The organism is Campylobacter coli, from assembly GCF_009730395.1.
Taxonomy (GTDB): Bacteria; Campylobacterota; Campylobacteria; order Campylobacterales; family Campylobacteraceae; genus Campylobacter_D; species Campylobacter_D coli.
The window spans coordinates 332,951-346,106 of sequence record NZ_CP046317.1; the positions used below are offsets into that span (position 1 = coordinate 332,951).

General features: G+C 31.7%; 11 protein-coding genes. 5 read left to right on the forward strand and 6 right to left on the reverse strand.

What is annotated here, in order from left to right; translation table 11 throughout:
* Positions 1-7: 7 nt before the first annotated feature.
* The 4 genes from metE to luxS form a co-directional block, all read right to left on the reverse strand.
* Positions 8-2,272: a 5-methyltetrahydropteroyltriglutamate--homocysteine S-methyltransferase gene (gene metE / locus FOC43_RS01660; protein ID WP_002781301.1), complete on the reverse strand. Its 2,265-nt coding sequence runs from the start codon at positions 2,270-2,272 to the stop codon at positions 8-10.
* A gap of 22 nt (positions 2,273-2,294) precedes the next feature.
* Positions 2,295-3,065 carry a MetQ/NlpA family ABC transporter substrate-binding protein gene (locus FOC43_RS01665; protein WP_002781303.1) on the reverse strand — a complete coding sequence of 257 codons (771 nt, stop codon included), beginning with the start codon at positions 3,063-3,065 and terminating at the stop codon, positions 2,295-2,297.
* Between the two features lie 13 nt (positions 3,066-3,078).
* Positions 3,079-4,071, reverse strand: coding sequence for an isopenicillin N synthase family dioxygenase (locus FOC43_RS01670; RefSeq protein ID WP_002788130.1), 993 nt, complete (start codon positions 4,069-4,071; stop codon positions 3,079-3,081).
* Positions 4,072-4,386: 315 nt separating this feature from the next.
* Positions 4,387-4,881, reverse strand: a complete 495-nt coding sequence (luxS, locus tag FOC43_RS01675) for an S-ribosylhomocysteine lyase (protein WP_002786475.1) — start codon at positions 4,879-4,881, stop codon at positions 4,387-4,389.
* Between the two features lie 114 nt (positions 4,882-4,995).
* On the opposite strand from luxS, the gene gatB reads away from it, so the two are divergent.
* From gatB to FOC43_RS01690, 3 genes are read left to right on the forward strand one after another with little or no spacing between them, the layout of a single operon-like run.
* On the forward strand, positions 4,996-6,414 hold the full coding sequence (gatB, locus tag FOC43_RS01680; protein WP_002786474.1) for an Asp-tRNA(Asn)/Glu-tRNA(Gln) amidotransferase subunit GatB: 1,419 nt from the start codon (positions 4,996-4,998) through the stop codon (positions 6,412-6,414).
* Positions 6,414-7,313 (forward strand): NAD(P)H-dependent glycerol-3-phosphate dehydrogenase, encoded by a 900-nt coding sequence (locus FOC43_RS01685; RefSeq protein ID WP_002777349.1) that lies wholly within the window; start codon positions 6,414-6,416, stop codon positions 7,311-7,313. The genes gatB and FOC43_RS01685 overlap by 1 nt, the downstream gene beginning before the upstream one ends.
* Before the next feature lie 8 nt (positions 7,314-7,321).
* Positions 7,322-8,503, forward strand: a complete 1,182-nt coding sequence (locus tag FOC43_RS01690; RefSeq protein ID WP_002786473.1) for a metal-dependent hydrolase — start codon at positions 7,322-7,324, stop codon at positions 8,501-8,503.
* 2 nt (positions 8,504-8,505) lie between these two features.
* Here the strand turns inward: FOC43_RS01690 and FOC43_RS01695 are convergent, their stop codons facing one another.
* On the reverse strand, positions 8,506-10,032 hold the full coding sequence (locus tag FOC43_RS01695) for an inorganic phosphate transporter (RefSeq protein WP_002777345.1): 1,527 nt from the start codon (positions 10,030-10,032) through the stop codon (positions 8,506-8,508).
* A 143-nt stretch (positions 10,033-10,175) separates the two neighbouring features.
* Between FOC43_RS01695 and FOC43_RS01700 the strand changes: the two genes are divergently transcribed.
* A complete protein-coding gene (locus FOC43_RS01700; RefSeq protein WP_002826865.1) occupies positions 10,176-10,979 on the forward strand; it encodes an inverse autotransporter beta domain-containing protein in 804 nt (267 codons plus the stop codon).
* Here the strand turns inward: FOC43_RS01700 and FOC43_RS01705 are convergent.
* Positions 10,976-12,352, reverse strand: coding sequence for a cation:dicarboxylate symporter family transporter (locus tag FOC43_RS01705; RefSeq protein WP_002788132.1), 1,377 nt, complete (start codon positions 12,350-12,352; stop codon positions 10,976-10,978). The genes FOC43_RS01700 and FOC43_RS01705 overlap by 4 nt on opposite strands.
* A 256-nt stretch (positions 12,353-12,608) precedes the next feature.
* Between FOC43_RS01705 and cetC the strand changes: the two genes are divergently transcribed.
* Positions 12,609-13,103, forward strand: coding sequence for an energy taxis response protein CetC (gene cetC, locus FOC43_RS01710; RefSeq protein ID WP_002777342.1), 495 nt, complete (start codon positions 12,609-12,611; stop codon positions 13,101-13,103).
* Positions 13,104-13,156: the final 53 nt, after the last annotated feature.

Consider the following 13,156-nt stretch of genomic DNA (forward strand, 5'->3'; position numbering starts at 1 on the left):
AACCCCCTTATAATTTCTCTCTTATTTTTTGTGTGGCAATAACTAAATTTTTAAGAGCAGCTACAACTTCTTCATAACCCCTTGTTTTAAGTCCGCAGTCTGGGTTGATCCAAATTTGCTCTTTAGGCAATTTGTTAAGAATTTTTTCTATGGTTGAGCTTATTTCTTCCACGCTAGGCACCCTAGGGCTATGTATATCATAAACTCCTGGTCCAACTTCAGTTTGAAAGTTAACAGCTTTTAGGGTATCTAAAAGATTGAGATTTGATCTTGAAGCTTCAAAAGATATTACATCTGCATCCATTGCATCAATTTCTTTTAAGATATCGCTAAATTCGCTATAACACATATGGGTATGAATTTGTGTTTTGGTTTTTACTCCGCTATGTACAAGATTGAAAGCAGGAATCGCCCAATCTAAATATTCACTATGCCAATCGCTTTTTCTTAAAGGCAGTTTTTCTCTTAGAGCCGCTTCATCAATTTGTATGATTTTAATGCCCGCATTTTCAAGATCTAAAACTTCATCTCTTAAAGCTAAAGCTATTTGCTCGGTGCTTTCTTTTAGGCTGATGTCTTCTCTTGGGAAAGACCAATTGAGTATAGTCACAGGACCTGTTAGCATACCTTTTACGATTTTTTTACTCAAGCTTTGAGCAAATTTAGACCATGCTAGAGTGATAGGTTTTGTGCGTGATACATCGCCCCAAATTACAGGTGGTTTTACGCATCTTGTTCCATAGCTTTGAACCCAGCCATTTTGAGTAAATAAAAAGCCTTTTAAATTTTCTCCAAAATATTCCACCATATCATTTCTTTCAAATTCCCCATGCACTAAAACATCAAGTCCTATTTCTTCTTGAATTTGGATACATTCTTTAATTTTTTGTTGATTGAATTCAGTATAGTTTTGTGCTGAAATTTTTTCTTGTTTAAAAGCAAGACGATTAGAGCGTACATCAGCACTTTGAGGAAATGATCCTATGGTTGTGGTTGGTAAAACAGGAAGTTCTAAAAATTCTTTTTGAATTTGGATACGCTCTTTAAATTCAGGCTTTCTTACAAAATCTTCTTTTTTTAGAGTTTGAAGTCTAGCTTTTACTTTTTCATCTAAACGATTAGGAATATTTTTAAAGAGTTCTTGATTGGCTTTAAAAAGAGGATTTTCTTCATTGCTATTTATGATAGCTTTTAAGTCTTGTAATTCTTTAAGTTTTTCTTTTGCAAAAGAGAAAAGTTTAAGATAACTTGAATCTAATTTAGTTTCAAATTCTGTGCTATAAGGAACGTGCAAGAGTGAACACGAGGTATTTATAACTATATTTTGAGTGTATTTTTGAAGTTCTTTGATAAGTTTTAAGCTTTTTGCGTAATCATTAGCATAGATATTTTTACCATTTACTATACCTGCAAAAAGTATTTTGTCGTTAGCAAAACCATGTTTTTGGATTAAATTTAAACTTTCTTTGCCTTCTACAAAATCAAGCCCCAAAGCATCAAAATCACTTTCTAGAAGTTTAGTATAAATATCTCTTAAATCTCCAAAATAGCTTTGAAGCAAGATTTTAACTTCTCCCTTGTGTTTTAAAAGTTCTTTGTAAAATTCTTCAAATAAAGCAATATCTTCTTGATTTAAATCATAAACTAAATAAGGTTCATCAAGTTCTAACCATGCTACCCCTAATGAATTAAGCTTTTTAAGAAGTTCAATGTATGCTTGTAAAAGCTTGTCTTTAGCGAGTTGTTTAGTATTTTCATCTTTAAAGGCTATGAGTTTAAAGAGGGTAAAAATTCCCACTAAAACAGGTTTTGTTTCTATGCCAAGCTCTTTTGCTTCAAGGTATTCTTTAAAAATTTTATCTCCACTTAAAGCTATAATACTTGCATCATCACACTCAGGTACTAAATAATGATAGTTTGTATTAAACCATTTTTTCATTGCTAGAGCTATGGTATCTCCATTTTTTCCTTGATAACCACGACTTTGTGCAAAATACTCATCTAAAGGATCTAAATTTAAATCTTTATAGCGTTTTGGAGTGATATTAAAAAGCACAGCCACATCTAGTACATTATCATACAACGAAAAATCATTGCTAGGAATGAAATCAATCCCCGCATTTTGGATATCTTTCCAATGTCTAGCTCTTAAATTTTTAGCAGTTTCTAAAAGCTCTTCTTTAGAACTTTGAGCTTTAAAATATTTTTCAATAGCAAATTTTAATTCCCTATTTGCACCTATTCTTGGGTAAGAAATGATTGAATTTTTCATATTGTTCTCCTTTGTTGTTAAATTAAAAAGTAGGGATTAAAGCACCCTGATATTTTTCTTCTATAAAATTTTTAACTTCATCACTTTGTAAAGCTTTGACTAAGGCTTTGATTTTATCAAGCTCTTCATTTCCTGCTTTAACGGCGATGATATTGCCATATTCGCTATATTTATTTTCTGTATAAAGTCCATCTTTTATAGGATTTAAGCCCGATAAAATTGCAAAATTACTATTGATAAGAGAGTAATCTACATCATCTAAACTTCTTGTAAGTTGGGCATCTTTTAATTCTACAAATTTAAGATTTTTAGGATTTTTTACGATATCCAAAGGCGTAACAAGTTCGCTATCTTTAATCTCGATTAATCCCGCACTTGCTACTATGCGTAAAGCACGACTTTCATTTGTAGGATTGTTAGGTATTGATATACTTGCCCCTGTTTTAGGTTGAAATTCTTTATGTTTTTTAGAATATACCGCCATAGGTTCGATATGAATACTAGCAACTTTTACAAGATGAGTGCCTTGTCTTTGATTAAATTCTTTCAAATAAGGTTCATGCTGAAAATAATTTGCATCAAGTTCGCCATTTTCCACCATAATATTAGGAATCACCCCATCATTAAATTCGTAAATTTTTAAATCATAACCTTGCTTTTGAAGAGTAGGTTTGATAAACTTTAAAATGTCTGCATGTGGGACAACTGAAGAACCTACTTTAAGTTCTTCATTAGCCCAGGCAAAGCCTGTAAAAAGAGTTGCTATGCAAAAAGCTTTTGCAAATATAGTCATTATTCCCTCCTTTTTATGCGAAACTGAATTTTTCTATTAAATCGCTGTGATAAATGCGTGCTACATCAGGATGTGAGCGTATCATTCTTTTAAAATAGTTGCTAGCAACATTTCTTAAAAGTGGATTTTTTGGATCTGTATCCACGCCCTTGCTTTCTTGGACAAGTTCAGGATTTAATGGAAAAATAGGAATATCTTTATCAAGCTGCACTCCAAGGAAATAAGCTATACTAAAGCGTTCTTTAGGGCTTAAATTTACTCGGTGTATAGTAGCTTTTAGATAACCATTAGTGGCTAATTCTAAAAATTCTCCTATATTAACCACAACACTACCTTCAAGTGGAGGAACACTAATCCATTGATCGTCTATGAAAGCCTCAAGTCCGTTTTGCTCTTCTTGAAAAACAAAGGTAATAAGTCCACCATCTTTGTGTGGTCCTACTCCTTGAGAGGCATCTTTGGAGATTTTTGGATAGTGTATGATTTTACAATGTTCATAAGAATTTTCACCATAGAGTTTGCCAAAGGCATCGCTAGGCAGATCAAGAGCTTCGGCAAATGCTTGTAAAATTTTTAAACAAGCGTTTCTTGTTTGTTCGTGCCAAGCTAAAAATATTTCTTTAAGTTCAGGAATTTCATCAGGCCATAAATTTGGACCTTCTAATCTTTGCCATAGGGGCGAATTTAAATCCCATTTTAAAGCTTTTCTTTCTGTGCCTATGTCAATTTGTTCTCTATAATCTTTTTCTCCAGCAGTATATTCAAAGCCTTCGCTTGTATAACCTCTAAATTGAGGCGAATGCACCATGGAAATAAGTTCTTTAGAGCTTCTAGGAAGATTGAAAAAATCTTTACTAAGTTTAAATAAATTTTCATTTAAATTTTTATCGATACCGTGATTGATAAGATAAAAAAAACCTACATTTGAAGTAATTTCTCTTAGATTTTTAAGAAAGGCACTTTTGTCTTTTTCATAAATCTTTAAATCAAGTACAGGTAAATTCATTTTCTCTCCTTAAAATTATATTTAAGGATAAGAAGATATCTTAATGTTTAGATTTTGTTTCGTAAGATTTAACTAAAAATTAGGATTTTAAGTTGTGTTTTGAAAAAAATAAACTTTTTGACTTTTCTACACATTATATCTCCTTATCCACCTTTTGGGCCTTTGGAAACATAATGTTAAAGCCAAAGGACGCACTAGATATTACACATCTGGCACATCAGTTTCATTTTTTCTCCTTAGAAAGTTAAATTCTGCACATTGTATAAAAAAATATATTAAAAAAAGCTTAGTCATTAGAAATTTAAGGACTAATTTTTAGATATTTTCAAGTTTTAATTCTTCGTTGTTCATTATGCCTATGGTAGAATTTAAAACTTTTTGTGCAATTTCTTTTGCTTCATCCAAAGAATGCATAGCACAAGTTCCACATTGATAGATATTGAGTTCAGGAATTTGACTTTGATCGCTCACATTTAAAATATCTTTCATTGAGGCTTCCCAAGCTTTAGCAACACTTTTTTCATCAGGTGTGCCAATTAAACTCATATAAAAACCTGTGCGACATCCCATAGGCGAAATGTCGATGATTTCAACCAAATCCGAATTTAAATGATCTCTCATAAAACCTGCAAATAAGTGTTCTAGTGTATGCGTACCTTTTTCACTCATGATGTCTTTATTGGGTATGCAAAAACGCAAGTCAAATACGCTAATATCATCGCCTTTTGGTGTCTTCATTGTTTTAGCTAAACGCACAGCGGGTGCTGGCATTTTGGTATGATCTACTTTAAAACTATCAAGTAATGGCATTTTAACTCCTTTGTATATAAATTATTTTATAGATTATAACATTTAAAAATAATATTTAAAGCCTTTCTAAAAGAAAAAAGGATAAAATAAAGCATTAAAATTCAAGGAAAATCAATGTTTGAAGTAGTTATAGGACTTGAAGTACATACTCAACTAAACACCAAAACAAAAATATTTTGCTCATGCGCAACTTCTTTTGGAGAAGCTCCAAATACAAATGTTTGTCCCACTTGTTTGGCTTTACCGGGTGCTTTACCTGTTTTAAATGAAGAAGCGGTAAAAAAGGCCATCGCTTTTGGGAAAGCGGTAAATGCCACTATAAACAAAAAAAGTGTTTTTAATAGAAAAAATTATTTTTATCCAGATTTGCCCAAAGCTTATCAAATTTCACAATTTGATATTCCTATAGTAGAAAAAGGTGAGCTTTTTATCAATATAAATGGCGAAAATAAACGCATAGGTATTACAAGAGCGCATTTAGAAGAAGATGCGGGTAAAAATATCCACGAAAATAATTATTCTAAAGTAGATTTAAACCGCGCAGGAACTCCTTTGCTTGAAATTGTAAGCGAACCTGAACTTAGAAGCAGTGATGAAGCAGTGGCGTATCTTAAAAAACTTCATTCTATCATACGTTTTTTAGATATTTCTGATGCAAATATGCAAGAGGGAAGTTTTAGATGTGATGCTAATGTAAGTATAAGACCAAAGGGCGATACTAAGCTTTACACTAGAGTAGAGATTAAAAATCTTAATTCTTTCCGTTTTATCCAAAAAGCTATAGAATATGAGGTAAAAAGACAAAGTGAGGCTTGGGAAGATGGAACTTACGAACAAGAAGTAGTTCAAGAAACCAGACTTTTTGATACAACAAATTTAGTTACAAGAAGTATGCGTGGTAAAGAAGAAGCGGCAGAATATCGCTATTTTCCAGATCCTGATTTGTTGCCTGTTTTATTAAAAGATGAGTTTTTGGATATTAAAATCCCTGAACTTCCTGATGAGAAGAAAGCACGCTTTATAGACGAGCTTGGTATAAAAGAAAGTGATGCTGAGGTTTTAATCAGTTCTTTAGAAATGAGTCGTTTTTTTGAAAGTTTGATTGCTTTAAATTTAAATCCTAAGCTTTGTGTAAATTGGTTAAATACTGAACTTATGGGACTTTTAAAAGGGGAATTAACGATAGAAAATTCCCCAGTAGATGCGATCAAACTTGGTACCTTAATCAAACGCATAGAAGAGGGTGTGATCAGTGCAAAAGCAGCAAAGGATGTTTTAGCTCATGTTTTTGAAAATCCAGATATGGATATTGATGAAACGATTGAAAAGTTAGGGCTTAAGCAGGTTAGCGATGATTCAGCTATCGAAGCAGTAATTGAGCAAATTTTAAATGCCAATGCTGATAAGGTTGCAGAGTATAAAAGCGGGAAGGATAAGCTCTTTGGTTTCTTTGTAGGGCAGACTATGAAAGAAGGTAAGGGAGCCTTTAATCCTAACAAGGTCAATGAAATTTTAAAAGCAAAGTTGGGCTGATGAGCAAAATTGCAATCATCGGCGCAGGAAAATGGGGCAGTGCTTTATACAGTGCTTTAAGTATTAATAATACTTGTTTTATGACTTCTCGCACACAGCGAGATTTGCCTTATTTTGTGAGTTTAGAGCAGGCTTTGAATTGTGAATATTTGGTTTTTGCTTTAAGCTCTCAAGGAATTTATTCTTGGCTTAAACAAAATTTTGTTAACAAGGGTCAAAAAATTCTTATCGCTTCTAAGGGTATAGATACTTCAACTTGTAAGTTTTTAGATGAAATTTTTAGCGAATTTATAGATAGAGATAAGCTATGTGTTTTAAGCGGTCCTTCTTTTGCAGCCGAAGTAATGCAAAATCTTCCTTGTGCTTTAGTTGTAAGTGGGATAAAAGAAGAATTATGTAAAAAATTTGCAAGTTTTTTTCCAGATTTTATTAAAGTATATACAGATGATGATGTGCGCGGTGCTGAAATTTGTGGCGCTTATAAAAATGTTTTAGCCATTGCTAGCGGTATAAGCGATGGTTTAGGACTTGGAAATAATGCAAGGGCTTCTTTGATTTCTAGAGGTCTTATTGAAATGCATCGTTTTGGTAAATTTTTTGGAGCTAAGGAAGAAACTTTCTTGGGGCTTGGGGGCGCAGGAGATTTATTTTTAACTGCAACTAGTGTACTGTCAAGAAATTATCGCGTGGGTTTGGCTTTGGCAAAAGAAAAAAAACTCGATGATATTTTACAGGAATTAGGTGAGGTGGCAGAGGGGGTAAAAACAGCCTATGCTATAGCAAAGATTTCAAAAGATAAAGCAATTTATACACCTATTGTAAATGAAATAGTACAGATCTTGCAAGGAAAAAATGTTAAACAAGCAGTACAAAATTTATTAAAAACAAAGGATAATTAGGAGTTTCAATGCTGATTAAAAATGCTAAAATTTATGGTGAAAATTTACAAGATCTTTTAATTAAAGATGGAAAGATAGTAAAAATAGGCGCAAATTTAGACGATAATGATGAAGTATTAGATGCTCAAGGAATGACTTTATTGCCATCCTTTGTAGATTTATGTGTAAATTTAAAAAATGATAAATTCTCCCTAAGCAATTTAGAACTCTTAGAAAAAGAGTGCTTAAGAGGAGGGGTTGGTGCTATAATCTTGCGTGATTGCATGGATTTTGATGAAGAAAGCTTTTCGCTTTTTTTGCAGAATTTAAAAACTAGAAAGATTCAAATTTTTCCAAGTATTTGTGCTTTAGACAAACAAGGCAAGCTTAAGAATTTAGCTACGCTTTTTAACAAAGGTGCGCATGCTCTAGAACTTAAGAGTTCGAGTAATGCAAATATTTTGCGTGTAGGTATGCAATATGCTTTAATGAAAGAAAAAAGTATTTTTGTAAAATGTCATGATGAGAATTTTGATGATAATGGCGTGATGAATGATTGTGAGACAGGTTTTGAATTAGGTCTTGCAGGCATGAGCGCAGTAGCTGAAAGTAGTGAAGTAGCAAAGATTCAAGAAATAGCTAAATTTTATGGTGTTAAAGTGATTTTTGATCTGCTCAGTCTTAAGCGTTCTATAGAGCTTTTAGAGGATGAAAATTTAAAACTTATCAGCATACATCATTTAATCAAAGATGATAGTGCATGTGCTGGATTTAATACAGCAGCAAAACTCAATCCACCTTTAAGAAGCAAAGAAGATAAAGAAAGTTTGAAACAAGCTTTAAAACAAGGAAAGATAGACTTCTTAAGTTCTTTACATAGCGCAAAGTCTATTTCTTTAAAAGATCTAGCTTTTGATGAGGCGGCTTTTGGCATTCATAGTGTATGTGAATTTATGAGCCTTTGTTATACTTTTCTTATCAAAGAAGATCTTCTAACTTGGCAAAATCTTTGCAAAGCAACAAGCCAAAATCCAAGTGAATTTTTAGGTTTAAATAGTGGAATTATAGAAGTTGGTAAGGAAGCAAATTTGGTTCTTTTTGATCAAAATGAAGAAATTTCTGCTCCAAAAAGCTCACTTTATGCAAATGACAAACTTTTTGGAAAGGTTAAATTACATCTTGTAAAGGGTGAAAAAATAATTTTAAATTAAGCTTAAAGTCCTAAGCTTAATTTAAATCCTAGGAATACAAGTGCTGCCATTATCCCAGCGGCTGGCAAAGTAATAATCCAAGCTAAACCTATAGGTTTCATCATCATCCAATTTGCATTTTTATTATATACCCCTATACCCAAAACTGCACCGATTAAAATATGTGTTGAGCTTACTGGAATTCCAAATTGAGTTGCTAAAAGTATGACTATACTTGCTCCAAGTTCTGCACTAAATCCTGTGGTAGGGCGTATAGAAGCTAGCTTAGAACCCACAGTGGTAATTACTTCTTTTCCTAAAAACCAAAGTCCTATAACCAAAGCGACTCCAAACATAGCTAGAGCAGCAAAAGGTACGGGAGAATTTGCATTGATAGTACCGTTTTTAAGAACATCTAAAATCGCAGCAAAAGGGCCAATAGCATTAGCTATATCATTAGCCCCATGAGAGAAAGCAAAACTAGAAGCGGTAAAAATTTGAAACCAAGCAAAAAGTCTATCGGTCGTTTTGTTTAATTCGGTTTTTTTAACAATCTTTACTATGGCAAAGGTTACAACATAGCTTATGGTTCCTACAATTCCTATAATCCAAAAATTTTGCAAAATATCTAAAGTGCTAACATTATTTAAACCTTTAAATAAAAACATAGCAGCAATTATAGCAGCTCCAATGCAAGCGATAATAGGCATATGTGTTTTTAAAACAGAATAAATATCTATATTTTTTTCTTTTTCTTTAAATTCTTTGATTTGATTTTTATAGAAGCTATTTTCTTGTCCTTCATCCTCTAAGGCTATGGCTGAGAGTTCTTTGATTTGCTCTTCCATACTTTTGGTTTTAAGATTTAAAAAATAATTTTCTTTAAATTTCTTTCTTTCTTTTTTTAAATTTTTTAATTCTTCGCCAAGTTTCTCTGAGGGTTTGAGTATTTTTTTATCTATATAAGAGTAGATGATATAAGCTACAAGTCCTCCTAAAAGAGGTGAAATCACCCAAGATACAGCAATCCTTACTATTTCGCTCCATTTAACCATGGATAAGGTTTGTGATCCATCAAATTTTAAAAGCCCCATCATGATACTAGCTCCAACTATACCACCAATGATACTATGTGTAGTAGATACAGGCAAGCCTTTTTTTGTGGCGATAAAAATCCAAACACCCGAGCTTAAAAGAGCGGCTAGCATGATAGCAACAAAAAGCATAGGATCAAATTGTTCAGGAAATATAACTATTCCACTGCGTATAGTTTTGGTTACTTCAGCCCCTGCAAAAATAGCACCGCTGAGTTCAAAAACAGCTGCTATGATCAAAGCTTGTTTTATGGTTACGGTTTTAGCTCCCACACTAGTACCAAAAGAATTTGCTACATCATTTCCGCCTATGTTAAATGCCATAAATATGCCAAAAATGGAAGCGAGTATAAAGAGTATGAGTTGGTGCTGGGAGATATAGCCAAATCCCCAAATGATAAATGCGATTACGCTAATGGTAAAGATGATAAATGCGATAAGATTATCTTTTTGCATAAAGTTAAGCCTTTTTTAACTTTAATTATACCCTTATAATCCTGAATTTGCAAATTTTAGAGCTCTTATTCTCTGTAGCTAATTTTTATTTATTTTAATTTTTTATAATGAAAAATAAATAAATTATAATTTTAGGAAAAGTGATGAAAAGTATTTTATATATGCTTATACTTTTTTTCTCTTTGCTAAATGCCGATGAGTTAGATAATGCCTTAAAAAATAATCAAAATAAATGGCAAAAATTTAATTATCAAGCTACCCAAAAAGCACCGACAATAAAGGAAGAAAATATTGATTTTAAAAGTGCTTTAAATGGTATATTATCTAATGTATTAGAAAATAAAAATGGTATTGATAAAACGGATGGAAATTTAGATTTTCAAAATGAAAATGTGCAAATTAAAAATTTAAACTCGCTTTATGAGGGGGAGAATAATTCTTTGCTTTTTCAAAAAGAATTTTATGCTACACAAGATAGTTATAATTATTCAGGTGGTTTAATCAATCGTTATGAGAAAGATGATTTTTTATTGGGTATAAATGGCTTTATTGATGGGCAAAAAGAGCAAAAAGAAAGTAAAAGCTTTGGAGCTGAATTGGGTTATTATCAATTTGTAAAAGCTTATAGTAATTATTATGTTCCAAATGAAGCAGATGAAAATTTGCAGTTTGGAGTAAGTTTTACTATACCATCTTATAGTGCTTTTATCTTTGATATCAGCAAGGATAGTGAGAAGATAAATTATCAAGTGTCGTATTCGCCCTATAGTGTTTTGAGTTTAAAAATATTACACCGTGATTTTAGTGCAAATGAAGCTATTGACGATACTGTTTTGCAGGTGGGTTTTAGTTTCAATTTTAATGAGAGCTTTGTGAAGCAACTTAGAAAAAAGGATAATGTCTTGCAAGAAGTTAATCGTTATGACTTCTTGCAAAGGGTGCGTTAATGCATACCAGCATTGTGGAATTTTTCTGGATTATCTAGAGCGTAGCGGAATTTTTCCCAGTCAATTTGCTTATCCCATATTGCTACGATTAAAGCTGCAACTGAATTTCCACAAAGATTTCCAACCGCTCTCATTTCTGACATAAATTTATCAACCCCTAAAAGAACTCCTATCGCAGCTACAGGTAAAACTTGTGCTAAAGTTGCATTTGCTTCAGAAATTTCCATATTGCCTAAAGCGGCTAGAGTACTTCCAAGAACAATAAATCCTGATCCTGTAACACCTACTGCACCTTTTGAAGCTATCATCAAGACTATTAGAATACTTATTTCATGAGCTAAGCTTAAATTTACATTGAAAGCTTGAGCTAAGAAAATCAAACTCATAGCTAGGTATATATTGGTACAATCAAGATTAAAACTATAACCTGTTGGTAAAACAAGTCCGACAGTGGCCTTAGAAAGACCTGCTTTTTCAAGTTTTCTCATCAAAGGAGCAAGAGCGGATTCGCTAGAGCTTGTTGCAAATACTATAAGTACTTCTCTAGAAATAAAGCGCATAAATTTAAATATATTGACTTTTGCAAAATAACAAATTAAACCTAAAATTCCAAAAATAAAAATAAGACATGATACAAGCATAACTAGTAATAAATATGCAAGATTAATTAAAGAGCCTAAACCGTATTGGGCTATAAGTACCGCCATAGCCGAAAAAGCAGCAACTGGACTAAAATACATGATAACTTGTAAAATTTTAAAGACAAAGTTTTGAATTACTTCAAGAACTCTTTGAATAGCTTGTCTATCTTCTATTCTCATTAAAGAAATAATAAGAGCTGTAATGATAGCAATAACTAAAACTTGCATAGTTTTGCCCTCGGTAAAAGGAGTTATGATATCCCTTGGCATAGCATCTTGTAAAATATGCATGATCTCTGAACTTGCACTTACTTCAGTTGTTTGAGAAATGTATTTTTGCACGCTTGTAGTATCAAGTTGTTTTGGATCAAGATTCATCCCGTGACCAGGTTGCATTATGTTTGCCATAAAAATACCTAAAGCAAGCGCTAAGGTGCTTACAACTTCAAAATAAATAACTGCTTTAGCACCTATACTTCCAACTTTTTTAAGGCTTTCAAGGCTAATGATACCTAAAACTAGGGTAACAAAAATAATAGGACCAATAAGAACTTTTAAAGCGCTTATAAAATAATCAACTCCAGGTTTACTCGCTATAGCCATTTCTTTATTTACATAGCCAAGCACAATGCCTGCAACAATACCTACAATAACCCAAAAACCCAAACTTTTAAACATGCGTTTATATAATGGAGGTTTTCTTTCTGCAAAGGTTTGACTTAAAGTTTCCAAAATAACTCCTTATAATTCCACTTTTAGAGATTAAGTTAATTCTAAAAGTTTAGCAAAAAATAAATAGAACATAGTTTAAATAATTAAAACAAGTTTTTAGTAAAATCAATTTTTTTAATCGTGTTACTAAATTTCTCAATTATTATGATTTTATTTATCTCATTAAATATCATAATTAATTTATTTATTTTTTATTATAAATAAATTATAATAATTTGAAATTATATTTAAAATTTTAAGGAATTAAAATTAAACTATGGAAGAAATATTCTTAGCAAAAGATGCTCTTATCACATCCAAGACTGATCTTAAGGGAAATATCATTTATGCCAATAATGACTTTTTAAAATACGCAGGTTATAAAGTTGATGAACTTTTGTATAAATCTCATAATATAGTAAGACATGAAGATATGCCACGCACTGTATTTAAATGTCTTTGGGATTATATTCAAAAAGGAGATGAAATTTTTGCATTTGTGAAAAATAAAGCCAAAGATGGTAATTTTTACTGGGTTTTTGCAAATGTAAGTGCTTCATTTGATGCTAATGGAAATATCATCAATTATTATTCTGTTCGTCGTGCACCCAATAGAAAATCTATTTCTATAATCGAAGAAGTTTATAAAATTTTACTTGAAAAAGAGAAAAAATCAGGTATTAATGCTGGAGTTTCAGCTTTAATGGATATTGTAAGTTCTTATAAAATGACTTACAATGAGCTTATTTTTAACTTACAAGAAAATAATTAAAATAAGATATATCTAATCTTTATTATTATATAATCTTCTACTAAAAATTAAAT

Bases quoted from the DNA above. Each gene is read 5' to 3' on its own strand.
- metE (WP_002781301.1), bottom strand. From the start codon at position 2,272: ATGAAAAATTCAATCATTTCTTACCCAAGAATAGGTGCAAATAGGGAA.
- FOC43_RS01665 (WP_002781303.1), bottom strand. From the start codon at position 3,065: ATGACTATATTTGCAAAAGCTTTTTGCATAGCAACTCTTTTTACAGGC.
- FOC43_RS01670 (WP_002788130.1), bottom strand. From the start codon at position 4,071: ATGAATTTACCTGTACTTGATTTAAAGATTTATGAAAAAGACAAAAGT.
- luxS (WP_002786475.1), bottom strand. From the start codon at position 4,881: ATGCCATTACTTGATAGTTTTAAAGTAGATCATACCAAAATGCCAGCA.
- gatB (WP_002786474.1), top strand. From the start codon at position 4,996: ATGTTTGAAGTAGTTATAGGACTTGAAGTACATACTCAACTAAACACC.
- FOC43_RS01685 (WP_002777349.1), top strand. From the start codon at position 6,414: ATGAGCAAAATTGCAATCATCGGCGCAGGAAAATGGGGCAGTGCTTTA.
- FOC43_RS01690 (WP_002786473.1), top strand. From the start codon at position 7,322: ATGCTGATTAAAAATGCTAAAATTTATGGTGAAAATTTACAAGATCTT.
- FOC43_RS01695 (WP_002777345.1), bottom strand. From the start codon at position 10,032: ATGCAAAAAGATAATCTTATCGCATTTATCATCTTTACCATTAGCGTA.
- FOC43_RS01700 (WP_002826865.1), top strand. From the start codon at position 10,176: ATGAAAAGTATTTTATATATGCTTATACTTTTTTTCTCTTTGCTAAAT.
- cetC (WP_002777342.1), top strand. From the start codon at position 12,609: ATGGAAGAAATATTCTTAGCAAAAGATGCTCTTATCACATCCAAGACT.